The 25,929-nt window shown below is 67.8% G+C and carries 27 protein-coding genes; 11 read left to right on the forward strand and 16 right to left on the reverse strand.

Annotated features, from left to right (window positions below):
* Nucleotide 1: 1 nt before the first annotated feature.
* On the reverse strand, nucleotides 2-1,834 hold the full coding sequence (locus tag AC5I49_RS01285; RefSeq protein ID WP_016448345.1) for a nitrite/sulfite reductase: 1,833 nt from the start codon (nucleotides 1,832-1,834) through the stop codon (nucleotides 2-4).
* A gap of 264 nt (nucleotides 1,835-2,098) precedes the next feature.
* Between AC5I49_RS01285 and AC5I49_RS01290 the strand changes: the two genes are divergently transcribed.
* Nucleotides 2,099-3,142, forward strand: coding sequence for a hypothetical protein (locus AC5I49_RS01290; RefSeq protein WP_495788720.1), 1,044 nt, complete (start codon nucleotides 2,099-2,101; stop codon nucleotides 3,140-3,142).
* Here AC5I49_RS01290 and AC5I49_RS01295 read toward each other — a convergent pair.
* The 8 genes from AC5I49_RS01295 to AC5I49_RS01330 form a co-directional block, all read right to left on the reverse strand.
* A complete protein-coding gene (locus AC5I49_RS01295; protein WP_464186890.1) occupies nucleotides 3,139-3,924 on the reverse strand; it encodes an ABC transporter ATP-binding protein in 786 nt (261 codons plus the stop codon). The genes AC5I49_RS01290 and AC5I49_RS01295 overlap by 4 nt on opposite strands.
* Before the next feature lies 1 nt (nucleotide 3,925).
* Nucleotides 3,926-4,939, reverse strand: coding sequence for a FecCD family ABC transporter permease (locus AC5I49_RS01300; protein ID WP_216294595.1), 1,014 nt, complete (start codon nucleotides 4,937-4,939; stop codon nucleotides 3,926-3,928).
* Nucleotides 4,939-6,000, reverse strand: a complete 1,062-nt coding sequence (locus tag AC5I49_RS01305; RefSeq protein ID WP_495788721.1) for an iron ABC transporter substrate-binding protein — start codon at nucleotides 5,998-6,000, stop codon at nucleotides 4,939-4,941. The genes AC5I49_RS01300 and AC5I49_RS01305 overlap by 1 nt, the downstream gene beginning before the upstream one ends.
* 5 nt (nucleotides 6,001-6,005) lie before the next feature.
* On the reverse strand, nucleotides 6,006-6,557 hold the full coding sequence (locus AC5I49_RS01310) for a DUF2478 domain-containing protein (protein ID WP_016448340.1): 552 nt from the start codon (nucleotides 6,555-6,557) through the stop codon (nucleotides 6,006-6,008).
* Nucleotides 6,558-6,689: 132 nt separating this feature from the next.
* Nucleotides 6,690-8,744, reverse strand: a complete 2,055-nt coding sequence (locus AC5I49_RS01315) for a TonB-dependent receptor plug domain-containing protein (RefSeq protein WP_495788722.1) — start codon at nucleotides 8,742-8,744, stop codon at nucleotides 6,690-6,692.
* 189 nt (nucleotides 8,745-8,933) lie between these two features.
* Nucleotides 8,934-10,883 carry a bifunctional tRNA (5-methylaminomethyl-2-thiouridine)(34)-methyltransferase MnmC2/FAD-dependent 5-carboxymethylaminomethyl-2-thiouridine(34) oxidoreductase MnmC1 gene (gene mnmC, locus AC5I49_RS01320; RefSeq protein ID WP_495788723.1) on the reverse strand — a complete coding sequence of 650 codons (1,950 nt, stop codon included), beginning with the start codon at nucleotides 10,881-10,883 and terminating at the stop codon, nucleotides 8,934-8,936.
* A 15-nt stretch (nucleotides 10,884-10,898) separates the two neighbouring features.
* A complete protein-coding gene (locus AC5I49_RS01325; RefSeq protein WP_012206442.1) occupies nucleotides 10,899-11,567 on the reverse strand; it encodes a trimeric intracellular cation channel family protein in 669 nt (222 codons plus the stop codon).
* A 172-nt stretch (nucleotides 11,568-11,739) separates the two neighbouring features.
* Nucleotides 11,740-12,012, reverse strand: a complete 273-nt coding sequence (locus AC5I49_RS01330; RefSeq protein ID WP_012206441.1) for an oxidative damage protection protein — start codon at nucleotides 12,010-12,012, stop codon at nucleotides 11,740-11,742.
* Nucleotides 12,013-12,156: 144 nt separating this feature from the next.
* Here AC5I49_RS01330 and AC5I49_RS01335 point away from each other — a divergent pair, with 144 nt between their 5' ends.
* The 7 genes from AC5I49_RS01335 (at nucleotide 12,157) to AC5I49_RS01365 (ending at nucleotide 18,956) form a co-directional block, all read left to right on the forward strand.
* Nucleotides 12,157-13,179 carry a sulfate ABC transporter substrate-binding protein gene (locus AC5I49_RS01335; RefSeq protein ID WP_012206440.1) on the forward strand — a complete coding sequence of 341 codons (1,023 nt, stop codon included), beginning with the start codon at nucleotides 12,157-12,159 and terminating at the stop codon, nucleotides 13,177-13,179.
* A gap of 368 nt (nucleotides 13,180-13,547) precedes the next feature.
* The gene (locus AC5I49_RS01340) at nucleotides 13,548-14,549 is read left to right on the forward strand and encodes a sulfonate ABC transporter substrate-binding protein (protein ID WP_495788724.1); all 1,002 of its coding nucleotides are present in this window, start codon (nucleotides 13,548-13,550) and stop codon (nucleotides 14,547-14,549) included.
* A 23-nt stretch (nucleotides 14,550-14,572) separates the two neighbouring features.
* Nucleotides 14,573-15,628 carry an aliphatic sulfonate ABC transporter substrate-binding protein gene (locus tag AC5I49_RS01345; protein WP_017407895.1) on the forward strand — a complete coding sequence of 352 codons (1,056 nt, stop codon included), beginning with the start codon at nucleotides 14,573-14,575 and terminating at the stop codon, nucleotides 15,626-15,628.
* A gap of 38 nt (nucleotides 15,629-15,666) precedes the next feature.
* Complete coding sequence (gene ssuD, locus AC5I49_RS01350; RefSeq protein ID WP_133072954.1) at nucleotides 15,667-16,827, forward strand: FMNH2-dependent alkanesulfonate monooxygenase; 1,161 nt, start codon at nucleotides 15,667-15,669, stop codon at nucleotides 16,825-16,827.
* An 11-nt stretch (nucleotides 16,828-16,838) separates the two neighbouring features.
* Complete coding sequence (gene ssuC, locus AC5I49_RS01355) at nucleotides 16,839-17,690, forward strand: aliphatic sulfonate ABC transporter permease SsuC (RefSeq protein WP_495788725.1); 852 nt, start codon at nucleotides 16,839-16,841, stop codon at nucleotides 17,688-17,690.
* A 15-nt stretch (nucleotides 17,691-17,705) separates the two neighbouring features.
* A complete protein-coding gene (locus tag AC5I49_RS01360) occupies nucleotides 17,706-18,686 on the forward strand; it encodes an ATP-binding cassette domain-containing protein (RefSeq protein ID WP_126312041.1) in 981 nt (326 codons plus the stop codon).
* A gap of 54 nt (nucleotides 18,687-18,740) precedes the next feature.
* Complete coding sequence (locus tag AC5I49_RS01365) at nucleotides 18,741-18,956, forward strand: TOBE domain-containing protein (RefSeq protein ID WP_012206434.1); 216 nt, start codon at nucleotides 18,741-18,743, stop codon at nucleotides 18,954-18,956.
* A gap of 28 nt (nucleotides 18,957-18,984) precedes the next feature.
* On the opposite strand, the gene AC5I49_RS01370 is transcribed toward AC5I49_RS01365, so the two are convergent.
* Genes AC5I49_RS01370 through AC5I49_RS01385 form a run of 4 tightly spaced genes read right to left on the reverse strand, consistent with a single transcriptional unit; the run spans nucleotide 18,985 to nucleotide 21,320 of the window.
* The gene (locus AC5I49_RS01370; protein ID WP_043791520.1) at nucleotides 18,985-19,464 is read right to left on the reverse strand and encodes a DUF2269 family protein; all 480 of its coding nucleotides are present in this window, start codon (nucleotides 19,462-19,464) and stop codon (nucleotides 18,985-18,987) included.
* On the reverse strand, nucleotides 19,461-19,865 hold the full coding sequence (locus AC5I49_RS01375; RefSeq protein WP_212646570.1) for a DoxX-like family protein: 405 nt from the start codon (nucleotides 19,863-19,865) through the stop codon (nucleotides 19,461-19,463). Before AC5I49_RS01375 ends, AC5I49_RS01370 begins: the two co-directional genes overlap by 4 nt.
* Nucleotides 19,858-20,727 (reverse strand): NAD-dependent epimerase/dehydratase family protein, encoded by an 870-nt coding sequence (locus AC5I49_RS01380; RefSeq protein WP_070080296.1) that lies wholly within the window; start codon nucleotides 20,725-20,727, stop codon nucleotides 19,858-19,860. The genes AC5I49_RS01375 and AC5I49_RS01380 overlap by 8 nt, the downstream gene beginning before the upstream one ends.
* A gap of 38 nt (nucleotides 20,728-20,765) precedes the next feature.
* The gene (locus AC5I49_RS01385) at nucleotides 20,766-21,320 is read right to left on the reverse strand and encodes a GbsR/MarR family transcriptional regulator (protein ID WP_034364559.1); all 555 of its coding nucleotides are present in this window, start codon (nucleotides 21,318-21,320) and stop codon (nucleotides 20,766-20,768) included.
* Nucleotides 21,321-21,507: 187 nt separating this feature from the next.
* On the opposite strand from AC5I49_RS01385, the gene AC5I49_RS01390 reads away from it, so the two are divergent.
* Both AC5I49_RS01390 and rlmD read left to right on the forward strand, forming a co-directional pair.
* On the forward strand, nucleotides 21,508-21,825 hold the full coding sequence (locus AC5I49_RS01390; RefSeq protein WP_013801667.1) for a hypothetical protein: 318 nt from the start codon (nucleotides 21,508-21,510) through the stop codon (nucleotides 21,823-21,825).
* A gap of 76 nt (nucleotides 21,826-21,901) precedes the next feature.
* On the forward strand, nucleotides 21,902-23,374 hold the full coding sequence (rlmD, locus tag AC5I49_RS01395; protein WP_046240686.1) for a 23S rRNA (uracil(1939)-C(5))-methyltransferase RlmD: 1,473 nt from the start codon (nucleotides 21,902-21,904) through the stop codon (nucleotides 23,372-23,374).
* An 88-nt stretch (nucleotides 23,375-23,462) separates the two neighbouring features.
* Here the strand turns inward: rlmD and AC5I49_RS01400 are convergent, their stop codons facing one another.
* Nucleotides 23,463-23,891: a hypothetical protein gene (locus AC5I49_RS01400; protein WP_016448327.1), complete on the reverse strand. Its 429-nt coding sequence runs from the start codon at nucleotides 23,889-23,891 to the stop codon at nucleotides 23,463-23,465.
* Between the two features lie 68 nt (nucleotides 23,892-23,959).
* Complete coding sequence (locus AC5I49_RS01405) at nucleotides 23,960-24,652, reverse strand: Bax inhibitor-1/YccA family protein (RefSeq protein ID WP_012206426.1); 693 nt, start codon at nucleotides 24,650-24,652, stop codon at nucleotides 23,960-23,962.
* Nucleotides 24,653-24,842: 190 nt separating this feature from the next.
* Here AC5I49_RS01405 and AC5I49_RS01410 point away from each other — a divergent pair, with 190 nt between their 5' ends.
* Complete coding sequence (locus AC5I49_RS01410; RefSeq protein WP_017405970.1) at nucleotides 24,843-25,250, forward strand: GlcG/HbpS family heme-binding protein; 408 nt, start codon at nucleotides 24,843-24,845, stop codon at nucleotides 25,248-25,250.
* 265 nt (nucleotides 25,251-25,515) lie between these two features.
* Here AC5I49_RS01410 and AC5I49_RS01415 read toward each other — a convergent pair whose 3' ends face one another.
* On the reverse strand, nucleotides 25,516-25,737 hold the full coding sequence (locus tag AC5I49_RS01415) for a hemin uptake protein HemP (RefSeq protein ID WP_016448325.1): 222 nt from the start codon (nucleotides 25,735-25,737) through the stop codon (nucleotides 25,516-25,518).
* Nucleotides 25,738-25,929: the final 192 nt, after the last annotated feature.

Below are 25,929 nucleotides of genomic sequence, written 5' to 3' on the forward strand. Positions count from 1 at the left end.
GTCAGGCGGCCGCTTCCTCGGTGTGCTTGGCGGGGTGGCGGGCGGCATTGCCGGCGGCCTTGAACGGTTCGATGCCCACGCGGCGCACGGTGGCGATGAAGGTCTCGAAACGGCCGCCTTCGCTTTGGCGCTGTTCGCGGTAGGTGGCCAGCAGGGCCTCGATCACGCCGGGCACTTCGGCGGCGCTGAACGAGGGGCCGATGATCTTGCCGGGCGTGGCCGGGCCGGACAGGTGGGAGCCGTCGGCGCCGCCCAGCGTGATCTGATACCACTCCTTGCCGTCCTTGTCCACGCCCAGGATGCCGATGTGGCCGCTGTGGTGGTGGCCGCAGCTGTTGATGCAGCCGCTGATGTGCAGGTCGATCTCGCCCAGGTCCCACAGCTCGTCCAGGTCCTGGTAGCGCTCGGTGATGGCCTCGGCAATGGGCAGGGAGCGCGCATTGGCCAGCGAGCAGAAGTCGCCGCCGGGGCAGGCGATCATGTCGGTCAGCAGGCCGATGTTGGGCTTGGCCAGGCCCAGGGCCTTGGCCGCCTTGTACAGCTGGGGCAGCTGGTCGCGGCGCACCCAGGGCAGCAGCAGGTTCTGCTCGTGGGTGACGCGCATCTCGCCGGCCGAGAACTGGTCGGCCAGCTCGGCGGCGGCATCCATCTGGTCGGCCGTGGCGTCGCCGGGCGCGTAGCCCAGGCGCTTGAACGACAGCAGCACGGCGCGCAGTTGCGGGTGGCGGTGCGGGCGCACGTTGCTGATCAGCCAGCGGCCGAAGTCCTTGTCTTCCTCGGCGGCGGTGCGCAGCAGGGCCAGGGTTTCGGCCTCGGCATTGGCGGGCGACAGGTCCAGCTCGGGCTCGCGGAAATTGGCGGCCACGCGGTCGTACTCGGCTTGCGTGATGGTGTGGGGACCACCCTCGACCTCGACGATCTGGCGGAACTCCTCATCGACCTGGTCGATGTAGTTCTGGCCCTCGGACTTCACGAGGATCTTGATGCGCGCCTTCCAGGCGTTGTCGCGGCGGCCGTAGCGGTTGTAGACGCGGATCACGGCTTCCAGGTAGTTCATCAGCTGGTTCCAGGGCAGGAACTCGCGCAGCACCGGGCTGATGGTGGGCGTGCGGCCCATGCCGCCGCCCACGCGCACCTTGAAGCCCAGCTCGCCAGCCTCGTTCTTGAGCAGCTGCAGGCCCACGTCGTACCAGCCCAGCGCGGCGCGGTCTTCCTCGGCGCCGCTGATGGAGACCTTGAACTTGCGCGGCAGGAAGCTGAACTCGGGGTGCAGCGTGCTCCACTGGCGCAGGATTTCGGTGAAGGGGCGGGGGTCGGCGATCTCGTCGATGGCAATGCCGGCCAGCGCGTCGCTGTTGATGTTGCGGATGCAGTTGCCGCTGGTCTGGATGCCGTGCAGGTTCACGCTGGCCAGCAGGTCCATCACGTCGGCGGCCTTGGACAGCGGAATCCAGTTGTACTGCACGTTGGTGCGCGTGGTGAAGTGGCCGTAGCCGAACTTCAGGTCGGAGCCGATGCGGCGGCCGTCGTGCAGGGGAATGTCGCCCAGCTTGGCCTGGGTGGCGCGGGCCTCGGCCAGCAGGGCGGCGTCGGGCTGGTCGTACTCGCGGGCCACGCGGGCCAGCACGCGCAGCTGGGCGCTGGACAGCTCGCCATAGGGAACGGCCACGCGCAGCATGGGCGCGTAGCGCTGCACATACCAGCCGTTTTGCAGGCGCAGGGGCTTGAACTCATCCTCCGAGAGCTTGCCGGCCTGCCAGCGTTCGAGCTGGTCACGGAACTGCTCGGCGCGCAGGCGGATGAACTGTTTGTCGAATTCGGTGTATTGGTACATGGCGCTTCGGATGTGGGGTCTTCGACTGCCGCCAGTGGCGGCGGTGCAGGGGCTCATCGCGTGGCACCGAGGCACTTGCGGGACACGCGCACAGAACCCTGCATGGAGGGGAATGTAAGCAATGGCCTTATAGAAGCAAACGATTGTTTTGTCCTGCAAGTATGTGGATATGGATATAAGTGAATGGCAGCAGACTTTGCGGGGCTGGACATGCCAAACGCATGAGTGGCCGATATGCTTTCCGGCCAGAGGGAGGATTTCAGAATGCGAAACCGCTTGGTTGCCATCGGGCTGTCCTTGGCATTGGCAACTGCTGCTCAGTCGCAGGCCCAGCAGCCGGCACAGCCGCCGTCTCCGTTGTCAGCAGCGCACACAGCTGACACGCCTGAACCCGACGAATCCGCACGGGAATCAGCCTGGGATGCGTATCTGCACCGCGTGGCGGCGCAGTTGGCCGGTTCCGGCAGCGGGCGCGATCTGGCCCTCGCAGCCATCCTGATCAATCTGTCGATCCCGCCCTTCCTGCAAGAGGATGCCGACAGCCGAGCCCCGCAATGGCGCCAGGCCGCCTTGGAGCGGGCCGGGCAGGACGTGCTGGCCTACCAACTGCTGGCTGCCAGGGCGCCTGAACGTGAAGGCGAGTTGCGGGCGCAGGCTGCGCGCCGCTGGCTGGCGCTGGAACCCAGCAATCTCACTGCGCTGATGTGGCAGGCGCTGGGGCCGCAGGAGTTGCTGACTGCCGCGCGCGAAAGCCGCTATGCGGACCTGCACATGTATGAGGGCGTGCGCTGGATGCAGTCGGCGCTGCTCAAACACCCGCCCACGGCCGAGGAGTTGCAGGCGTTTGGAGGTGGGCAGCCCTACCGCCCCGAGGAAGGCGCTGCCATCACGGCCATGGGCATCTGGGCGGCCTTTGAACTGCCGGGCTACCGGACCCTGATCGATGCCTGCAAACCCGAAAAGCGGGGCGATGCCCCGGCGCGAGATGCCGACTGCCTGCATGTGGCGCACCTGATGACGGAACGCTCATCCACCGTGCTGGATGAGGCCTTTGGGCTGGCGATACGGCGCTGGCTTGCCAAAACCCCGGCCGAGCGCGCTGCAGTGCAATCCCGGCGGCATCAGCTGGACTGGCTGATGCACGAGTCCAACCCACTGAGCATGCAGGCGGGTGGCGATCCGTTTGTCCGGCTGTTGTCCGATTCCTCCATCCACAGCGAACAGCAACTGCTGGAGCGCATGCTCAAGGACGCAGGCCGCCCGCTGCAGCCCCCGCCTGGCTGGAGGCTGCCCGTTCCCAAGCACTAAATGCCAACGCTGCGCCTGTCCAGGTCTGCGGGCAGCCGCGCCGCCACCGCCGCCTCGCTCACCCCATAGAGCGCAGCCAACGCGGCCGGTGTCGCCACCTGCGCCGCCGCACCGCAGGCCTGCAGGCCACCGCGGCCCAGCAGGGCGATGCGGTCGGCCACCTGCAGCGCATGCTCGGGCTGGTGGGTGGACAGCAGCACGGCCATGCCGCGTGCACGCAGCGTGGCAATCTGGTCCAGCACGCGGATCTGGTTGCCGAAGTCCAGGCTGGCCGTGGGCTCGTCCATGACCAGCAGCGCGGGCTCCTGGGCCAGGGCGCGTGCGATCAGCACCAGCTGGCGCTCGCCGCCGCTCAGCTCGGTGTAGGGACGCAGCGCCAGATGGGCGACGCCCAACTGCTCCAGGCAGCCCAGCGCCAGGGCACGGTCGGCACTTGAAGGCCGTGCCAGCGCAGGCAGGCGCGCGGCACGGCCCATGAGCACCATGTCCAGCGCTTCGAAGCCGAAGACGCCGGCCTGAGCCTGGGGCACATAGCCCACGCGCCGCGCAAACTCGGCACGCGGCCAGCTGTGCACGGGCTGGCCCTGCACGCGCACCTCTCCGGCCAGCGGCGCCAGCAGGCCCAGCACGGTGCGGAACAGCGTGGTCTTGCCGCAGCCGTTGGGGCCCAGCAGGCACAGCACCTCGCCTGCGGTGATGGCCAGGTCCAGCCCCTGGCTGACGCGCCGGCGCCCATGGCCCGTGGCCAGGGCCAGCGTCTGCAGCACGGGCGCCGTCGGCATTTCAGTCATTGCGGCCCGTGCGCGACAGCAGGTAGAGGAAGAAAGGCGCGCCGACCAGGGCCGTGAGAATGCCCAGCGGCAGCTCGATGCGTGCCGCACTGCGCGCCAGCGTGTCGGCCGCCACCACGAAGCCAGCGCCCAGCAGCGCCGAGGCCGGCAGCAGGCGCACAAAATTGGGGCCGACCAGCAGGCGCGCCACATGCGGCACCACCAGCCCCACCCAGCCGACGATGCCGGCCAGCGATACGGCGGCCGCCGTGCCCAGCGTGGCACAGGCCACCAGCAGCAGGCGCAGGCGTGCCACGGGCACGCCCAGGGCCAGCGCCTCCTCGTCAGGCAGGCCCAGCAGGTTGATGCGCCAGCGCAGCAGCATCAGGGGCAGCAGGGCGCACAGCATCACGGGTGCCGTGGCACCCAGCTCGGGCAGGGTCACGGCGCTCAGGCCGCCCATGAGCCAGAAGGTGATGGATGGCAGCTGCGTATTGGGGTCGGCCAGCGTCTTGACCAGGGCGATGCCCGCGCCCAGCAGCGCGCCCAGCGCAATGCCGGCCAGCACCAGGACCAGCACCGGGTCATGGCGGCGCACGCTGGCGCTGATGGCCACCACCACGGCCACGGCGGCCAGCCCGCCGCCAAAGGCCAGGGCCTGCACGGCCGCCATGGACCAGCCCAGGAAGATGCCCAGCACTGCGCCCAGGCCGGCACCGGCCGAGACGCCCAGGATGTCGGGCGAGACCAGCGGGTTGCGGAACATGCCCTGGTAGGCTGCGCCTGCCGCCGCCAGCGTGGCGCCCACGGCCAGGCCTGCGGCGATGCGTGGCAGGCGGATGTTCCAGAGCACGGTCTCGGCGCTGGCGGACAAGGGGGACGCCGTGCCCGTGGCGCGCGCCAGCAGCGACTGCCACAGCTGTTGCGGCGCGATGGAGAACTGACCCGCCGCCAGCGCCCACAGCAGCACGGCGGCCAGCAAGGCCAGCGCGAGCACCCACCCCAGGCGGCGGCCTGTGGCAGGCATCAACGCGCAGTCTCCATCAGCCTGCCCAGCGCTGCGGGCGACAGGTCGGCGCCGTAGAACAGGCGGTAGAAGTCGCGCACCTCGCGTTCCAACGGCGGCAGTCCCTGCAGGGCCGGCGCCTGCGGGTGGAGCTTTTCCAGCAACCAGCGCACGCCGATGAGCCGGTTGACGCCGGGCGGACCATCCAGCCAGCCGAAGGGCCAGACCGGCGCGCAGTGCACGCGGCCCGAGCGCACGGCGGCCACGCCGCGCCACAGCGGGTCCTGGCGCATGCGCTCGGCAAGGCCGGGTTCCTGCGTGACGATGACCTGCGGGTCCCAGGCCAGGATCTGCTCCATGGACACGCGCGTGAGCCCGCCACGCCCTGCATCGGCGGCCACATTGCGCCCGCCCGCGTACTCGACGGCTTCCACATTGATGGAGCCCGCCAGCCCTGTCTCCAAGCCGTTGGCGCTGCGCGCGAAATACACGCGCGGGCGCTCGGCCGGTGCCATGCCCTGGGTGGCACGCTGCGCCAGCGCCGCCACGGCATCGGCATGGCGGGCCAGGGTTTCGCCACGTGCGGCCTCGCCCAGCAGGGCGCCGACCTCGCGCAACTGGCGTGCGTGGTCGGCCAGCGAGCCCTGGATCAGCACGCAGGGCAGGCCGGTCTGGCGCGCCAGCCGCTCGGTGGCAGAGATATAGGTGGCATCGGCCGTGCCGGCGTCCAGCACCAGGTCGGGCTGCAGCTTCAGCAGCGACTCCAGCGGCATGGTGCTGCCGCGCCCGGACAGGCGGCCCAGGTGCGGCAGCGCCTGCAGCGTGGGCCCCAGATAGGCGCGCGAGACACCGTCCAGCTGCTGGGGCCAGCCCAGCAGCTTGTGCGGTGCCAGCGTGGCCACCAGCACGCCTGCGGGGGGGCCGGCAGCAAACACCCGGCGCAGTTTGGTCGCGTCCGGTATCTGGCCTATGCGCGCGGCAATGGTCGTGGTCTGGGCATGGCCGGAAACAAGAGCCGATGAGGCCAGTGTCGCCATGGCCTGGCCCAGCCAGCGGCGGCGGGTGAACAGAAGATCGGTCATGAAAGTCAGGGGATGGGGCTGGCGCAGCCACGGCGCTCAAGCTGTGCCTGGCACCATTGCTCGATCTGCACCTCATCGGCTGCCAGCTCGGCATGCAGGCTGCCGGTGTACCTGCGCCAGTCTTCAAGATGGCGGGCCGCGACGGCCGTGAGCACGGGCGTGCCGGCCTCGACAAAGGCCGCGAATTCTGCGGCAAAGCCTTGCCCCGAGGCCTCGACGATGCCGAAGCGGTTGATCACCACCAGATCCACGCCATCGTCCAGCGCCTGGCGCAGCACGGCGCTGGCCTGGGCCAGGGCCTGGGGGTTGAGACTGCAGGCGCGCGAGGCGCAGCCCAGGTCCTGGGACAGCTCGAATTGGCGGTCACTGCGCAGGTCGAACAGCTGCATGCGCTTGTTGCCGTTGGCATAGCGGTCCTGGCGATGCACCAGGCCGCCCACGCGCCAGCCCGCGCCTTGCAGGCGGCGCGCCACGCGTTCGAGCAGCAGCTCCATTGCATGCTCGTCGTCGGGATGGACCAGGGCGGCCAGGGGCAGGGTGGTGAAGGGCGGGTTCATGGCATGCAGGTTGATGCGTATCAATGGGGCTGTTGTACTCCTGCCCGACCCCGGTGTCGTTGACCATGGGCAGCTTGGCTGGACCCGGAGCGCAGGCAGGCGTGGGCGGGCGCTTCGCGCCAGGTCCGCTCCTCAGAAGTGATAGCCCAGGTTGACATACCAGCTGCGGCCCGGCATGGGCAGGCCGTCATCGAACTGGTACCACTTGTCGCCGATATTGGCCACGCCAAAGTCCACGGTGATGTCGCTGCGCGGCTTGTAGCGTGCGCGCAGGTTGGCAATGCCGTAGCCGGGCAGCTTGAGCGTCTGCAGCTGGCCGCTGCCCGACAGCGGCACGTAGCGGCCCTTCTCGGTCTCGACCTCGGCATTGAATTCCCACTGCGCCAGCGGACGCCACTGAACGCCGGCCAGCAGGCGGTGGCGTGGCGTGTGGGTCAGCGTGATGCTGGAGTCGCTGGTGTTGCGGCGGTTCAGGTAGGTGTAGCCGGCGTTCACGCCCCATTGCGCGGACAGTTGCTGGGCCAGGGACAGCTCCATGCCGATGTTGCGCGTGCGCCCCACGTTCTGCGCCTGGTTGCAGGTGGTGCCGCCGCATTCGGCCGAGGCCACGACCACGGTCTGGATCTGGTTGCGCACGCGGCTGTAGAACAGCGCGGCCTGGCCCTGGCCGCCCTGCCAGGGTGAGCCGCTGACGCCCAGCTCCAGGTGGTTGGCGGTCTCGGGCTGCAGGTCGGGGTTGGCCAGGGCCGTGCCCATGCGTGCCGAGTAGCGGTCCTTGATGGTGGGAAAGCGCGTCTTGTGCGAGGCGATGAAATACGCCTCGCTGCCACCGCCCAGCGCATAGCCGAGCTTGGCCACGCCATTGGTGGCGCTGGCCGAGCCCGTGGGCCACTGGTAGACCTCGCGCGCATCGCGCTGGTCGTGGCTGAGCGCCAGGTTCAGGCTCCAGCGCTCGGCCAGGGAGATCGTGTCCTCGACCACCAGGGAGCGCGTCACGTCGCGGTAGTGCTTGCTGGGGTCCTTGGCCGAGGCAGCGTCGGTGTGCTCGTCGATCTTGTAGTGCGCGCCCAGGCGCAGCGCATGGCCCTTGAAACTGTAGTTGGCCCACTCGACGCTGGCGCCCTGGCTCATGTCCTTGTAGCTGCTGGTGGGGTCATGGCGCGAGTAGCTCGCGTCCGTGTACATGTCCAGGCCGTTTTGGTAGGTGTCGTGGTAGATGCGTGTCTTGAGCAGGTTGTCGGCATTGATGCGCGTGGTGCTCAGAAAGTACACGCTGTCCTTGTCCCAATAGGGCCAGCGCCAGTAGCGGATGACGTTCTTGCCCGTGGCGCTGCCGGTGTACACGGGGTTGCCCTTCTCGCCTTCCTGGCGCACATAGCCCAGCGCGTATTCGTCCGTGGCATTGGGCGTCAGGCCCAGCTTGAACGACAGCCGCCTGTCCGTGCGGTAGGCGTTGTCGCGGTAGTTGCCCGTGTCGGTGGGCTGCTTCTTGAAGTCCTTGAAGCCCTTGGGCAGCGGAAAACTGTCCGCGTCCAGGTAGGAGGCGCCAAGCTGGTAGTACCAGGAGCCCAGATTGCCGCCCAGGTTCACGGCGGCCTTGCGTTCGCCGCCTGCGCCTGCGCCGATGCGCGCATCGCCCTCGACGGATTTGACCGGCTTGCGCGTGACCAGGTTGATGGCGCCGCCCAGCGTATTGGGGCCATACATCAGCGAGGCGCCAGCCTTGGCCACGCGGATCTCGGACAGGTCGAACGTGGTGAAGCGGCCGAAGTCCACATAGCCGTCATAGGGCACGTACAGCGGCACGCCGTCCACGAAGACCGGCACCTGGCGCGGATCGAAGCCGCGCAGGTAGATCATTTCCTCGTTGCGATTGTTACGCGACAGCGTGGCGCCCGGCAGCAGGCGCACGGCATCGGCCACGGTGTCTGCATTGCGCCGGCGCATCTCGGCGGCGTCCGTTCGTTGTTCATGGTTAGATATGGCGTCGCGCTCTTCACGATCATCGCGCACATCGACCGTGCCCAGCTGGAAGGTCTGCGAAGCCTGTGCTGCGGACGTGACCGATTGGGCTTGTGCCTGGGTGCTGGCGGCCAGGCCCGCAAGCAGCAGGGCGTGGGCCAGCGTGGACTGCAGGCGGAAGGCAGGAGAGGAGGCTGGGGCGCTGTAGCGGGGCTGGAGGGGCACGATTTTCGGTGGTTGTGTGAGTGGACGCGGAGCGGCTGGTTGTTTCCTTTTGAAAACAGGTTCCGGATTCTAGCGATATGTACTGATAAACATAACGAATGACAAAAAACCGTCTGCGGGAAGACTCGGGTTTTCTTTCAGGCCGTTGTGTGAATGCCCGGCCGTCCAGCGGCCGGGCGGTTCAGCGGCTCAGCGCCTGCGGCCCAGGCGTTCGCTGGCCAGGGCAGCCGCCAGCCTGGCATCCAGGGGCAGCGGTTCGTCGTGCAGGCGTGCTGCCAGCAGCTCGCCGCACAGCAGCGACAGCGTGAGCCCGCGCGAGCCCATGGCCGTCAGCGCCCACAGGCCGGGAGCCTGGTCGGACACCGGTCCGACCACGGGCAGCCGGTCTGGCGAGGCCACGCGCACGGCGCCCCAGGTGGCGCGCGGTGGCGCGTCGAAGAAGCCTTGCAGGCCCTGGTAGGCACGTGGCAGCAGCTGCGCCAGCTTGGCGCCATTGGCTGCATGGGCGGCGGCCTGGTCTCCGGGGCTGGGCGGCAGCGCGGTCTGGTCGCGCTCGAAGGTCGATCCCATGACCCAGCCTGGCCCGGCTGCATCGCCGGGCAGCGGCATGGCAGGCACCAGGTTGCCATGGCCGTTGACAGGAAAGGGCGGCATGGCCTGTGCGCTGGCCGGGGTGTGCACATCCCAGCTGACCTGGCCGCGAATGGCCTGCAGCGGCCAGGCGGCCTGCGCACCCAGGCTGTGCTCCAGCAGCGCATTGGTTGCGGGGCCCAGTGCGAGAACGACCAGTTCAGCCTCGGCCAACAGATTGCCCTGTGCATCCAGGGCCTGCCAGACGGGCGCGCCACCGGCTGTGTCGGTGCGTGCAAGACGCGCCACGCAGGCGCGGCCCTGCCAGCGCACGCCCGGCAGCGCCAGTTGCGCCTGCACCAGCCGCGCCGGGCGTACCCAGCCAGCTTGCGCATGCCAGCAGGCCGGGGCGTCGGCGGGCAGGCCGGCCGCCGAGAGTTGATCGGCGCTTGCGGGCCGGCTCCAGTGGTCGCCCGGGCCGGGGGATTGCCAGTCGCGCGGCAGCCGCGGGGCGGCTTCCACGCCGTGCTCCAGCACGCCGGTATCGCACCAGTCCGTGCCCGGTTGCAGCAGGCCCTGGCCGGAGAGCATTTGCAGCTGCGCCAGGGTCAGGCGTGCGCCGTCGCGGCTCAGGCGGGACAGCAGGCTGTCATCGGGCGAGACATGGGGGCAGAACAGGCCCGCGGGCAGGGCCGAGGCGCCCGCTGCAGGCGCGTCGGCAGCATCCAGCACGGTGACCTGCCAGCCACGGCGCGACAGGCTGGCGGCGGCGGCCGCACCGGCGATGCCTGCACCCAGCACCATGCAGCGCCGTGGGGTGATGGGTTCCTGCGGCTGTGCTCCCGGCCCGCGCGGCCCGCGCGGCCCGCGCGGTTGCCAGGCCGGGTCGAAGACGGCATGCAGGTTGTGGCGCTTGGGTGGGACGCCATCGACCTTGCGCACCTGAAAGCCGTGCTGTGCCAGGCCATCGCGCACCGTGCGCGCCACGCACCAGGTGGACAGCTGCGTGCCGCGCCGGCAATGGCGCGCCAGCGCGCGCAGGGTATCGGCGCTCCAGAGGTCGGGGTTGAGTTCCGGCGTGAAGCCGTCCAGGTAGATGCTGTCGGCCGTGAGCTGCTGGCGCCGCAGCATGGCCTGGGCATCGCCGATGTACAGCGTCAGCAGCACGCGGCCCTGCTCGAAGGCGAGGCGGTGCACGCCGGGCAGCAGGCCCTGGAACCGGGTGGCCAGCTCCTCGGCCAGCAGGCGCAATCCTGGCTTGCGCGGCATGGCCTGGCGCATGGCGTCGGCGCTGACGGGAAAGGCTTCGGCCGAGACGAAATGCAGCAGCCTCGGGCGCCGGGGATCGGCCTTCCAGGCTTCCCAGGCCACGAGGAAATTCAGCCCGAACCCGAAACCGGTCTCCAGGATGCGCCATTGCGGCGCATCGGCCCAGGCCGCCGGCAGGCCGCAGCCGCCCAGAAAGACGTGGCGGGCCTGGTCCAGGCCGCCGAGTTCGCTGTGGTAGCGGTCGCCGAAGCGCGGGCTGTAGGGCGTGCCATCGGGCAGCCATTCAATGGGTTCGGACATGGGCAAGGGGCAGAACTACTCCTCCCAGCGCTGCTGGTAGGAGAACACGGGCAGGCGCCACTTGAAGCGGATGGCGGCCAGGCGCAGCGTGAGTCCGCCGGCAAAGCAGACGACGGTGCTGAGGTTGGAGCCCACTTCCAGCGTGCGCAGCCCCAGGAACAGCAGGCACACGGCCAGGGACACGCTGGCGTACAGCTCGCGCCGGAAGACGACCGGCACCTGGTTGCACAGCACGTCGCGCAGAATGCCGCCGCTGATGCCGGTCAACATGCCCGACATCACCACCACCACGGGCGGGTAGCCCAGCTCCAGCGCCACGTTGCAGCCGATCAGCGAGAAGGCGATCAGCCCCATGGCGTCCAGCAGCAGGAAGACCTGCTTGAGATGGTGCATGTGGCGCGCCACGACGATGGTCAGCAGCCCGGCCGAGATGACCAGGTAGACATATTCAGGGTGCTGCGTCCAGCCGATGGGGTAGTGGCCCAGCACCATGTCGCGGATGGTGCCGCCGCCCAGCGCGGTAACGAAGGCGATCACGGCCACGCCGAAGATGTCCATGTTGCGCCGGCCCGCCGCCAGCGCGCCCGACATGGCTTCGGCCGTGATGGCCACGAGGTAGATCACCAGCATGACGGTGAACTGCGATGCCTGGAACGATTCCAGCAGGGAGACGGATGGAAGCACGGAAAACCTCGGATGAAGACCGGCCCGCGCCGCAGGGTGTGCGGCCACTGCGCCGTCCAGCGCAAGAAGGCGGGCATTGTAGGCGGTCTCTGGGCGGCGGCCGTTTGCGGCACCGCAAATGAAACCGCCCCCGGCGCGGTGCGACGGGGGCGGTGAAAGGGCACGAAGCGGCTCAGGCCGTAGGAGGCACGTAGCCGGCCGCCGCATCGGCGCCGCCGCCGAAGAAGTGGTTTTCCATCTGGCGGGCCAGGTACTGGCGGGCGCGTGCGTCGGCCAGGTTCAGGCGGTTTTCGTTGACCAGCATCGTCTGGTGCTTGAGCCAGTCGGCCCAGGCCTGCTTGCTCACGCCTTCAAAAATGCGCTTGCCCAGCTCGCCGGGGTAGGGCGGGAAATCCAGGCCTTCAGCGTCAACGCCAAGCTTGATGCAGTGAACGGTACGTGCCATGGGGAATTGAGTCCTTGTCTTGCAGAGATTCAGATGTTTTGGGAATAACAAACTGAAATCTTATTGGTTTGAGTTTTAAGAGTTGGCTTTGAGAATGCTTTCCACGGCACCAGACCGTCGTCTCCACTCTCTACCGACACTCCAATGAAAATTCGCCGCCACTTTATCAAGTTTCCTGTTGCCGCCGGCCTGATCGCGGGCTTGACCCTGTCGGCTCTGCCGGCGTTGGCCCAGTCGGTGCAACTGCTCAATGTCTCCTACGATCCGACGCGCGAGCTGTACGTGGAATACAACCAGGCCTTCGCCAAGCACTGGAAGGCCAAGAGCGGGCAGGACGTGAGCGTCAAGCAGTCGCACGGCGGCTCGGGCAAGCAGGCGCGTTCCATCATCGACGGCATCGACGCCGACGTGGCCACGCTGGCGCTGGCCGGCGACATCGACGCCCTGGTCAAGAACGGCAACCTGCTCAAGGCCGACTGGCAAAAGCGCCTGCCTCACAACTCGGCGCCCTACAGCTCCACCATCGTCTTCCTGGTGAAGAAGGGCAATCCCAAGAACCTCAAGGACTGGGACGACCTGGTCAAGCCTGGCGTGCAGGTGATCACGCCCAACCCCAAGACCAGCGGCGGTGCGCGCTGGAACTACCTGGCCGCCTGGGAATTCGCCAAGCGCAAGTACGGCGGCGACGCACAGGCCAAGGACTTCATCGGCAAGCTGTTCAAGAACGTGCCCGTGCTGGACACGGGCGCGCGCGGCGCCACCATCACCTTCGTGCAGCGCGGCGTGGGCGATGTGCTGCTGGCCTGGGAGAACGAGGCCTTCCTGGCGCTCAAGGAGTTCGGTCCCGACAAGTTCCAGATCGTCGTGCCTTCGCTGTCCATCCTGGCCGAGCCTTCGGTGGCCGTGGTCGACAAGGTCGTGGACAAGAAGGGCACACGCGCCGTGGCCGAGGAGTACCTGAAGTACCTGTACTCCGAGGAAGGCCAGCGCATCGCCGGCCGCAACTACTACCGTCCCACCGATGCCAAGGTCAAGGCCGAATTCGCGGACAAGTTCCCCAAGCTGGAGCTGGTCACCATCGACCAGGCCTTTGGCGGCTGGGCCAAGGCCGACAAGGACCACTTTGCCGACGGCGGCAGCTTCGACCAGATCTACACCAAGAAGTGAGTGCGGTGCGCCGGCCCGGCCGGCGCCCACCCACTGAATTCACCCGCTTTCCCAGATCTCTGCCAATTACCACGATCCGCCATGTCCATCTTGCTGACTTCCCGCCACTCTTTGCAGGCCCCGCGCCGCACGGCGCAGACAGGCGTGGTGGCATCCAGCTCTTTTCCTCGCTTCGAGACCGTGGCCTTCGCCAGCCGGCGATGTAGCACCTGACGACTCCGTGCGGCGCGTCTGCAGGCCTGGTCCTGCAGGCGGCTGCCCCTTGCTCCGCCTTCCCTTTTTGTTTTCTGGCTGCATGCCGCGCGCATGCATGGGCAGCGCTTTGCCTGCGCCACGCACCACGCACCACTCTTCCAAGGATGTCCGTCATGGTCTCGTTTGATTCTTTCCCCCGACACACAGCCAACTGGCGCCGACGCCAGCTGCTGGGCGCGGGCCTTGCCGCAGCAGTCGCCACGGTGGGCGGTCCGGCCCTGGCCCAGGACAAGGCGGGTGACCGCGTGCTGCGCGTGGGCCACCAAAAGGGCTGGCTGTCCATCCTGAAGAGCCGGGGCACGCTGGAAAAGCGGCTGGCGCCGCTGGGCGTGTCGGTGCGCTGGATCGAGTTCAACGCCGGCCCCGTGCAGCTGGAGGCGCTGAACGTGGGCTCCATCGACTTCGGCGATGTGGGCGAGGCCCCGCCCATCTTTGCGCAGGCCGCAGGCGCACCTTTGGTCTATGCGGGCGCCACCGTGCCGCGCCCCGGGCTGGAGGCGGTGATCGTGCCCAAGGACTCGCCCATCCGCAGCGTGCAGGACCTCAAGGGCAAGCGCGTGGCCTACAACAAGGGCTCGAACGTGCAGTACTTCCTGGTCAAGCTGCTGGAAAAGCATGGCTTGAAGTACGGCGATGTGCAGTCCGTCTTCCTGGCGCCGGCCGATGCGCGCGCCGCCTTCGAGCGTGGCTCCGTCGATGCCTGGCTGATCTGGGACCCCTTCCTGGCTGCCGCGCAAAAGACGCTGGACGCCCGCCTGCTGGCCGATGCCACGGGCGTGGTCAACAACCGCGCCTACTACTTCACCTCGCGCGATTTCGCCACGCACAATGCCGATGTGCTGCGCATTGCCATCGAAGAGGTCGATGGGATTGACCGCTGGGCCTCGAAGAACCAGACGGCCGCTGCCGCCGAGCTGTCCAGCATCCTGGGCCTGGACAAGTCCATCACCGAGCTGTACCTGAGCCGTGCCCGCTTCGGCACCTCGTCCGTGACGCGCGAGATCCTGGCCGAGCAGCAGCAGATCGCCGACACCTTCTTCGAACTCAAGCTCATCCCCCGCAAGCTCAACCTGCTGCATGCCGCGCCCGTGGACCTGATCGCGTCGCGTCCCTGAGCCCACTGCAAGGAGTCCGCACCATGAATGCCAATTCCAAGAAGCCCCGCCTGGACCGCGTGCGCCGCCAGGCCCTGCAACTGCTGGGCACCACCGCCTTCAGCTGGAGCCTGGCCGGCCAGTACGCACGCGCCGAGACGCCGGCCGCCGTGGCCGGGCCCGAGCAGTTGCGCATCGGCTACCAGAAGTCGGCCGTCAACCTGGTCATCCTCAAGCAGCAAGGCGTGCTGGAAAAGCGCTTTGCGGGCACCAAGGTCAGCTGGCTGGAGTTTCCGGCCGGCCCCCAGCTGCTGGAGGCCCTGGCCGCCGGCAGCCTGGATTTCGGCCTGACCGGCGATTCACCCCCGGTCTTTGCCCAGGCCGCGGGCCGTGACCTGCTGTACGTGGGCGCCGAGCCGCCCAAGCCCGAAAGCTCGGCCATCCTCGTGCCGTCGGACTCGCCGCTGCGCGCCCTGGCCGACCTCAAGGGCCGGCGCGTGGCGCTGCAAAAAGGCTCCAGCGCCCATTACCTGCTGGTGCGTGCGCTGGACAAGGCGGGCCTGGCCTGGAACGAGATCCAGCCCGTCTACCTGGCCCCGGCCGATGCGCGCGCCGCCTTCGAGCGCAAGAGCGTGGACGCCTGGGCCATCTGGGACCCGTTCTACGCGGCCACCGAGCTGGCGATTCGCCCGCGCGTGCTGGCCAATGGCGAAGGCCTGTCGGGCAACGCCTCGTTCTACCTGGCCGCGCGCGGCCTGGTGGAGCGCCATCCGCAGGTGCTGCGCGCGCTGTTCGACGAGCTCACGCGCGCCGATCGCCTGGCCCAGAGCGCACGGCAGGAGGCCGTGGCCCTGGTGGCAGGTTTCAGCGGCCTGGATGCGGCGGTGGTCAGCCGCTTCATTGCGCGCCGGCCCAGCTCCCCCGTGGGCCTGCTGGCTGCGCAGACCGTGGTGGAGCAGCAGCGCGTGGCCGATGCATTTTTTCGGCTGGGCCTGATTCCGCGCCAGGTGCAGGTGGCCGACATCGTCTGGCGGCCCTCGGCGGCCGAGTACGCGCGGCTGGCCGAGCCTGCGGCGGCACGGCCTTCTTCCGCCCTTTGATTCCCTTCCTCGATTCCGTCCCCTGACTGGAGCAGCGCATGCAGGTTTTCTGGTTCATTCCCACCCACGGCGACAGCCGCTACCTCGGCACGGCCGAGGGCGCCCGCCCGCTCAGCCACGACTATGTCAAGCAGGTCGCCATCGCGGCCGACAGCCTGGGCTACGAGGGCGTGCTGATTCCCACGGGCCGCTCCTGCGAGGACCCCTGGGTCGTCGCCTCCAGCCTGATTCCGGTCACCAGGCGCCTGAAGTTCCTGGTCGCCGTGCGGCCCGGCCTGCACCAGCCCAGCCTGGCGGCGCGCATGGCGGCCTCGTTCGACCGCCTGTCGGGCGGGCGGCTGCTGATCAACCTGGTCACGGGCGGCGACCGCGCCGAGCTGGAGGGCGACGGCGTCTTCCTCGACCATGCGCAGCGCTACGAGCAATCGGCCGAGTTCATCCGCATCTGGCGCGAGATCCTTGAGCGCAGCCATGAGGGCGGCACGCTCGACTACGAAGGTCAACACCTCTCGGTCAAGGGCGCCAAGCTGTTGTTCCCGCCGCTGCAAAAGCCGTATCCGCCCGTGTACTTCGGCGGTTCGTCCGAGGCCGCGCACGACCTGGCCGCCGAGCAGGTCGATGCCTACCTGACCTGGGGCGAGCCCCCGGCCGAGGTGGCCAAGAAGATTGCCGATGTGCGCGAGAAGGCGGCGCGCCATGGCCGCAGCGTGAAGTTCGGCATCCGCCTGCACGTCATCGTGCGCGAGACCGAGGACGAGGCCTGGGCCGATGCCGATCGCCTGATCAGCCGCCTCAAGGACGAGACCGTGGTTCAGGCCCAGGCCGCCTTCGCGCGCATGGACTCGGAAGGCCAGCGCCGCATGGCCGCCCTGCATGCCGGCGGCAGCCGCCGCACGCGGGCCGAGCTGGAGATCAGCCCCAACCTCTGGGCCGGCGTGGGCCTGGTGCGCGGCGGCGCGGGCACGGCCCTGGTGGGCGATGCGCAGACCGTGGCCGACCGCATCAAGGAGTACGCGGACCTGGGCATAGACACCTTCGTGCTGTCCGGCTATCCGCACCTGGAAGAGGCCTACCGCTTTGCCGAGCTGGTCTTCCCGCTGCTGCCGCTGTCCGTGCGCGACAGGCTGGCTGGCGGCGTGGGCGGGCCGCTGGGCGAGACCGTTGCCAACCTGTACTCGCCGCGCGCGTCGCAAAGCTGAGGGAGTCACGCATGTCCGATGCACGTACCGTTACTGCGCTGCCGGCCTCCTCGGCCCCCCCGGCCGGCGATTCCTGGTCGACGCTGCTGCGCTTTGCGGCCGGCGTGGGCCGCCGCCTGGTGCCCTGGCTGGTGCCGCTGGCGCTGATCGCCGTCTGGCAGGCCGCCTCGGCCTTCGGCTGGCTGTCCACGCGGGTGCTGCCCGCTCCGCTGGATGTGCTGCGCGCCGCGCAGACGCTGGCCGAGTCGGGAGAGCTGCTCAAGCATGTGCAGGTGAGCGCGGGCCGCGCGCTGGGTGGCCTGGCCATCGGCGGCGGCCTGGGTCTGGTGCTGGGCCTGCTCACGGGCTCGCTGCGCTGGGCGGAGACGCTGCTGGACTCCACCATCCAGATGGTGCGCAACATTCCCGCGCTGGCGCTGATTCCGCTGGTCATCCTGTGGTTCGGCATCGACGAGAGCGCCAAGCTGTTCCTGATCAGCGTGTCGGTGTTCTTTCCCATCTACCTGAATACCTTCCATGGCATACGCAATGTGGATCCGGCGCTGATCGAGATGGGGCGCAGCTACGGCCTCACGCGCTGGCAGCTGTACCGCGAGGTCATCCTGCCGGGCGCGCTGTCCTCCATCCTGGTGGGCCTGCGTTTTTCGCTGGGCCTGATGTGGGTGATCCTCATCGTGGCCGAGACCATCTCGGCGCAGTCGGGCATCGGCTACCTGACCATGAACGCCCGCGAGTTCCTGCAGACCGACGTGGTGCTGGTCGGCATCCTGCTATACGCCCTGCTGGGCAAGCTGGCCGACTGGTTTGCGCGTGCGCTGGAGCACTGGTGGCTGCGCTGGCATCCGGGCTACCAGCCCAAGTGACACAAGGAGCACGACATGAGCCGATGGAACCGCATGAAGACCACGCTGGCACAGGCCGTGGAGCTGAACACCACCGCGCCGGCGATGGCCTGGGAGGCCTCGTTCGACGCCGATGGCCTGGACGTCAGCGACCGCCTGGCCCAGAACGACGATGCGCCGCAGTCCGCATCCCCCCAATCCGCACCGCGCCCTGGCGTGCGCCTGCAGGCCGGCGGGTTGACCAAGCGCTACGGCCAGCGCGAGGTGCTGCACGAAGTGCAACTGCAGGTGGAGCCTGGCGAATTCGTCGCCATCGTGGGCCGCAGCGGCTGCGGCAAGAGCACCTTGCTGCGCCTGGTCGCAGGCCTGGAACAGGCCACGGCCGGCACCCTGCTGCTGGACGGCGAGCCCGCCCGCGCCGTGCAGGGCGCGCAGGGCGGCACGCGCATCATGTTCCAGGATGCGCGCCTGCTGCCCTGGCGGCGCGTGCTGGCCAATGTGACGCTGGGCCTGCCCGCCTCGGCCCAGGAACGTGGCCGCGAAGTGCTGGCCCAGGTCGGCCTGGCCGACCGCGAGGGCGAATGGCCGGCGCGCCTGTCTGGCGGCCAGCGCCAGCGCGTGGCCCTGGCGCGCGCCCTGGTGCACCGCCCGCAACTGCTGCTGCTGGACGAGCCGCTGGGCGCGCTCGATGCGCTCACCCGCATAGAGATGCACCGCCTGATCGAAGGCCTGTGGCAGAGCCACGGCTTCACGGCCCTGCTGGTCACGCATGACGTGCAGGAGGCCGTGGCCCTGGCCGACCGCGTGGTGCTGATCGAGGACGGCCGTATCGCGCTGGACGAACGCATTGCCCTGCCACGGCCGCGCGTGCACGGCAGCGTGGCGCTGGCGGCCATCGAGCAACGCATTCTCGACCGCGTGCTGCAAAAGCCCGCCGCCGAGCCCGACTCCAACCCCCTGACCGACACCACGGCCTGGCCCGGCGTGCCGGCCCATGGCCTGCGCTGGGCGGTCTGACTTTTCGTTTTCCCCAACCTTCCTTTGATTCCTTTTGATCCCCAGGAGAAAAACATGTCCATTCAAGCCATCAACGTGCGCAACCAGTTCAAGGGCCAGGTGCGCGAAATCATCCGTGGCGATGTCGTCTCCGAAGTCGATGTGCAGACGCCCTGGGGCGTGGTCACTTCGGTGATCACCACGCGCTCGGTGGACGAGCTGGGCCTGGTCGTGGGCTCCGACGTGGTGGCCCTGGTCAAATCCACCGAAGTGTCCATTGCCAAGCTCTGAGGCCAGGCACTGAAGGCACTGCCGATGCTCAACCGCCCCAGAGCATCGGCTTGTTGACCATGAGGTAGTAGGTCACGGCCATGGCGATGAAGGCCGGGTAGCCCAGCGCCTCCCAGCGCCGGGCGTAGACGGCATACAGCGCGGGCAGGGCGGCCTGCGCTGCGTGCGCGCCGCGCGCCATGGCGGCCATGCGCACCTGCAGCCAGACCACGGGCAGCCAGCAGACGCCGGCCAGCAGGTACAGGCCCAGCGACAGTGCCAGCCACGGCGTGGTCAACGGCCAGCCCGCCATATGGGCCAGGGCAATGCCGCTCACAGGCTGTATGACCACGCAGGGCGTGGTAAACCACCAGTCCGCACGCACCACCAGGCGGCTGACCACGGCCTGGGCAGCGACGCTGCCGCTGCGGTTGGCGAAGAACATGTAGAAGGCCGAGCCCAGGCCGGTGCCGACCAGCAGCACGCTGGACGCGATATGCAGCGTCTTGAGCAACAGGTAGAGATTCATGCGGACTCCTTGGACGTGACAGGTGCCTGCATCAGGTGCAGCAGCATGGCTGCGATCGGCAGGTTCTTGAGCAGCGGCCCCAGCGGGTGCAGCCACAGCGTGGGCTGCAGCGCCGTGGCCAGCACGGTCATGGCAGCCATCAGCAGCAAGGCCGCCAGATAGCTCTCCCGGCCCGGCCGCAGCCACAGCGCCAGGCCCACGGCCAGGTCGGCGAGCAGGCCGCTCCAGATCAGGAACGTCTGCCAGCGCGCATCGTGGATGCCGGCGTCGGCCAGCACCTGCACGCTCAGGCCCCGGTGCTCGATGGCACTGACCAGGGCCGTGCCCAGCCAGACGGCGATCAGGCTCAAGTGCATGGTGCGCTGTGAAGGGGGAACCTGGCGCAGGCGGTGCTCACCCATGGCGCAGCGTGGCCAGCAGCTGGGCTGGTGCAATGCCGGGCCGGCCCAGCAGGGTTTGCAATCCCGCCGGATCAGTGACGTTGTCGCTGGCCAGCATGGCCAGTGTCTCGCTGCACCAGGGCGAGGCGCTGACCCAGTCGCCAGCGCGTGCGCTGGCGCGGGTGAGCCAGCCGGGCAGCGTGCCCACGCGGGCGGGGGCGCGGCCCATTTGCGCGCGCAGGCTGGCAATCAGTGCGGCCAGCGGCAAGGGCAGGGGGCCACCGATCTCGATCATGCCCACGGGCTCGGGGCGCGTCACCAGGCCGGCCACGGCCTCGGCCAGGTCGCGCACGGCCACGGGCTGCACGCGGGCCTGCAGCACGGGGCGCGGCAGCAGCAGCGCCGGCAGGCGCGCCATGGACAGGAACATCTCGCTGCTGGCGCCGCCAGCGCCGAACACCACGCTGGGGCGGACCACGCAGCCTTGCAGATGTCCGGCTGCCGTGAGTGCCAGCAGATGCTCGTCAGCGGCGCGCTTGGTGGTGGCGTAGCGCGTGGCACTGCCTTCTATGCCCAGGGCAGAGATCTGCACCACGCGCCGCACGCCGGCTGCCGCGCAGGCATCGAACAGGGCGATGGGGGCCTTGGCATGCATGGCATCGATGGGCCGGGAGGCGCTGTCGCGCAGCACGCCCACGGCATTGACCACGGCATCCACGCCCGCCAGGTGCGGCAGCCAGGCGTCGGGCGTGGTGGCCTTGGCGTAGTCGAGCGCAGGCAGTGAATGGCGGCTGCGCGCCACGGGGTCGTGGCCGGCCAGTGCCAGCAGGTTGACGATATGGCGGCCGATGAAGCCGTTGCCGCCGCAGACCAGAATGCGCATGGTGACCTCCAGTTTCTCTTGTGACGGAAATTTCAGGCTCAGCGTCCGCGCTTGACACGGGTGTCAGCGGCCTCTGAGCGCACGAAGCGCTGCACGCTGGCGCCCAGGCGCAGCAGCTTGTCCAGCGTGGAGGGCGACAGCCGCAGCATCTCGTCGGTCCAGATGCCCAGCGACTCCATGAGGCGCAGCGTCTCGTGCACGCGGTCCTGGGTGTCGGGGGATTCGGCATCGAAACCGGGCTCGGCGATCAGTTCGCGCAGCATCTCGGAGGTCGGGTCGAATTCGCGCTGCTTGCGCTCTCGCACGATGGTGCGCAGCAGCTCCCAGACATCGGACGAGGTCTCGAAGTAGTCGCGGCGGTCGCCGGGCCTGCGGCTGGTGCGGATCAGCTCCCAGTCCTGCAGTTCCTTGAGGCTGTTGCTCACATTGGAGCGAGCGGCGCCCAGCGTGCCGGCAATCTCTTCCGCATTGAGCGGGCGGCCATGGAAAAACAGCAGGGCGTGGATCTGGGCGACCGTGCGGTTCACTCCCCAGGAGCTGCCCATGTCGCCCCAATGGTGGATGAAACGGTGTGCGATGGGACTCAGTTGCATGGCCTCAGTGTCTGCATGCCTGAAATTTCTGTCAAGAGAGAAATTTGAGAAAACTGAAAAATCAAAACCGGCTGCAGCGCGGAGGCGGCACCTGGCGGGGCGCGGCATGTGCTGCTCCATAATGCTGGGCAGCCTGGCCTGCCACCCAGTACATACACAGGCGGGCCGCCGTTTTGAGGGGAACACCATGACTGCTGTGCAAAACCTGCGTGCCATCACCGTGCTGGCCGCCTGCGCGCTGGCGCAGGCTGCGTCTGCCGCCTGCTATTCCGTCTACACGCCCGAGCAGGAGCTGATCTACCGCTCCAACCGCCCGCCGGTGGACCTGACCTTGCCGCTGCACCAGACCGTGGACAAGATCGAGCGCGGCGCCACCATGGTGTTCACGCTGGACGAGTTCAACTGCATCACCGAAATCAACCTGCTGGCCGAACGCGAGCAACTGGCCCGGGCGCGCCAGGAGCGGCAGCGGGACCTGGGCCGCAGCAGCACTCCGCGGTCCTGAGAGGCAAAAGCGAGTTGGGGGCTTTTTTGGGGGGCCGCCACCAGGGCAATCGGAGAGCCTGAGACAATCTGGCCCCATGAGTGAACCCCGCGACAACAAGATCCCCGACAACCTGCCCGAAGCCGACGCCGACGCCCCTGCACTGCCCGAAGGCTGGCTGCAGGTGCTGTCCATGGATATGGACGCCCAGGGCGTGGCCCGCAAGAGCGATGGCAAGGTGGTATTCATCGACGGCGCACTGCCGACCGAGCTGGTCAGCGCCAATACCCATCGCAAGAAAAACAACTGGGAAGCCGCCAGCCTGACGGCCATCCACCGCGAATCCTCCCAGCGCGTGCGCCCCGGCTGCCCCAACTTCGGCTTGCATGCCGGCGCCTGCGGCGGCTGCAAGATGCAGCATCTGCACGTCGCTGCCCAGGTGGCCATCAAGCAGCGCGTGCTGGAGGACAACCTCTGGCATCTGGCCAAGGTCAGGCCCGAGACGCTGCTGCGCCCCATCGAAGGTCCGTCCTGGGGCTACCGCTTCCGCTCGCGCCTGTCGGTGCGCTACGTGGCCAAGAAGGGCAAGGTGCTGGTGGGCTTTCACGAGCGCAAGAGCCGCTACATCGCCGACATGGAGACCTGCAAGGTCCTGCCACCCCATGTGGATGCCATGCTGCTGCCCATGCGCGCGCTGATCGCCTCCATGGATGCGCGCGAAACCTGCCCGCAGATCGAGGTCGCCTGCGGCGACTCCGTCACGGCCCTGGTGCTGCGCCACCTGGAGCCGCTGTCCGAGGACGATCAGGCCCGGCTCCGCGCTTTCGCGGCCGAGCACAACGTGCAGTGGTGGCTTCAACCCAAGGGCCCGGACACCGTGCACCTTATGGAGCAGGGAGGCGCCCAGCTCGATTACGGCCTGCCTGATTTCGGCATCACCATGCCGTTCAAGCCCACGGACTTCACCCAGGTCAATCCGCACATCAACCGCGTGCTGGTCACGCGCGCGCTGCGCTTGCTGGATGTCAAGAAGGATGAGCGCGTGATCGACTGGTTCTGCGGTCTGGGCAACTTCACCCTGCCCCTGGCCACGCAGGCGCGCGAGGTGCTGGGCATCGAGGGCAGCGACACCCTGGTCAAGCGCTCCCATGAAAACTACGCGGCCAACAACGCGCAGCGGGCGGAGGGCGACAAGCTCGCGCCCACGCGCTTTGTGGCGCGCAACCTGTTCGAGATGACGCCCGAGATGCTGTTCGCCGACGGCGTCGCCGGCAAGTGGCTGGTCGATCCGCCGCGCGAAGGAGCGTTTGCGCTGTCCAAGGCCCTGGCCGACATCCACCAGGCGCGCATCGGCGCCGAAGGCGCCGAGCCCCTGCCGGCAGGGCATGAGGACTGGCGCTTTCCAGAGCGCATCGTCTATGTCAGCTGCAATCCCGCCACGCTGGCGCGCGATGCCGGTCTGCTGGTGCACCTGGCCGGCTATCGCTGTGTTTCGGCCGGCGTGGTCAACATGTTCCCGCACACGGCCCATGTGGAGAGCATGGCGGTGTTCGAGCGTCGCGTGGACTGACGGCGGCCCCTCAGGCCCTGCATGAAAAAGCCGTGGCCGCCTGAGGGCGCCACGGCTTTTTTGCGGCCGGATCCGGATGCCTGCCGGATCAGCTGCGATTGCGTCCTGCCGAAGGCTCGGCAGGCACATCTTCCTTGTCGCTGCGGCGGCGGTCACTCTGGCCCAGGACCGAAGGCGTGCCCTCGATCTTGTTGGCGCGCATGTATTCGTCCATATCCTTCCAGCCTGCGAACACCAGGGCCTTGGGCGATTTGGGGTTGAGCGTGTAGCAGTCCTCCAGCCCGCGCAGGGCATGGCGGCAGGCCCCGCCAATGGCCTTGGCCTCGGCCTCCTTGGCGACGGCGCGGGGGTCCGGCCCCAGGCCCGGAATATCATCCAGCTTGCAGCCGGCAAGCAGCGTGGGCAGCAGCAGGATGGCGAAGGTGCGGGGAAGATTAGGCATGGTCATCTTGACGAGATTATCGGCACGACCCGGAAAAAGTTGAGCCCGCCTTGCACGAATGATGATCCCGGACATGCAAAAGGCCTCCCGAAGGAGGCCTTTGGTGTTGCAGCACGCAAGGCGCAGCCTTGGCGCGTGCGGCATCAGTCGCGTTCGCCGCCCATGATGCCCAGCAGGGCCAGCAGGCTCTGGAACACGTTGAACAGGTCCAGGTACAGGGCCAGCGTGGCGCTGATGTAGTTGGTCTCGCCGCCGTCCATGATCTGCTTGAGGTCATAGAGCATGTAGGCGCTGAAGATGCCGATGGCCGCCACCGAGATCGCCATCATGCCGGCCGTGGAGCCGATGAAGACGTTGATGATGGAGCCCACGAACAGCACCAGCACGCCCACGAACAGGAACTTGCCCATGCCCGACAGGTCGCGCTTGATCACCGTGGCCAGCGAGGCCATGACCAGGAACACGCCGGCCGTGCCTGCAAAGGCGGTCATGATCAGCTCGGAGCCGTTCTTGAAGCCCAGGATCATGCCGATCATGCGCGACAGCATCAGGCCCATGAAGAAGGTAAAGCCCAGAAGCACGGGAATGCCGGCTGCCGAGTGCTTTGTCTTCTCGATGGCGAACATGAAGCCGAAGGCGCCGCCCAGGAAGACGATGAGCCCCAGACCGCCGCTCAGCGAGCGCGTGATGCCCGTGGCCACGCCCAGCCAAGCGCCCAGCACGGTGGGGAGAAGACTCAGGGCCAGCAGCCAGTAGGTGTTGCGCAATACGCGATTGCGCTCTTGCTGCGAGACACCGTAGCCCGCAGAGCCCAGTGTGGTGACTTGATCATTCATGTGGCCAGTCCTCCGAAGGAGTGTTGTTGCGACTTGCCCATTCTAGGTGGCGGCTCGCGCGCCGCTTGCAATACCCCGAGCCTCTGCCATGGTTTGGTTTCGAATGTTTTGTTCTGCGCATGCATTGTCAGTCCTCATACGATTGCTATGCTTATAGGACATTTGTGATGGAATGGATAACTGCAATCTTATGAAGACCAAGCATGAACTCGAACTGGCCGACGTGAAGGCCATTGCCGCCGCCGCAGAGGCCGAGGCGCTGAAGAACAAGTGGGCCGTGACCATTGCCATCGTCGATGACGGCGGTCACCTGCTGTGGCTGCAGCGCCTCGATGGCGCCGCCGCAGTCTCGGCCCATATCGCTCCGTCCAAGGCCCGTTCGGCTGCCCTGGGCCGCCGCGACACCAAGGGCTATGAAGACATGATCAACAACGGCCGTACGGCCTTCCTGAGCGCCCCCACGGTGGACGGCCTGCTCGAAGGCGGCGTGGCCATCATGAAGGACGGCCAGTGCCTGGGTGCCGTGGGCGTCAGCGGCGTCAAGGCCAATGAGGATGCCCAGGTGGCCAGCGCCGGCATTGCGGCTCTGGGTCTGTAAAAGCCCCTGATGCACCCTGCATGAATCTGCCTTTCGGGCCGATTCATGAGGCAAAGAAAAAGCCCCTGTACTGAGGTACAGGGGCTTTTTCTTTGAAGCGATCCACATTGCAGCGCAGGGAAAAAATGCTTGGCTACGCAAAATCCGAAGATTCTGTTGGCTGGCTAATCGACCTTTGGGACTGGAAGCCCCAAGGTCGCCCCACGATGAAACAAAGAAGCGGTCAGCGGACCCGAACATGACCCGCCGACGGCTGCAATCTTGGTTATTTGGTCAGGATGAGCTTGCCCAGCTTGGTGGCCTGCAGACGATAGGGTGTGCCGTTGTGCACGATGGTCACAGCCTTTTGCCCATTGAGCAGCAAGGTGCTGTCGAGTCCGCTGGCGGCCCCGCTGAGGGCTGCGGATGCTGCGGCCTGCAGCGCTGCAAAGGCCTGGGCTGTGGAGTTGCCGGACAGATGCGAGGTGGCGGCGGAAGTGGCAGACATGCAGGGAATTCCTCAAAAATTGGAAAGTTTTGTGAATGATAACAATTCTCAATTGAAAATCAAGTGAGACTTACTCTCATTGTGGTTTCTGCCCCCCGAACGACCGAACGCCTGATCACCTCGCGAGCTTGTTCCAAGAGCGGGCCGCAATGGAAAACGGCCCCGAAGGGCCGTTGTCGCTGAGCGCCAGGC

Source organism: Delftia sp. (genome assembly GCF_059499305.1).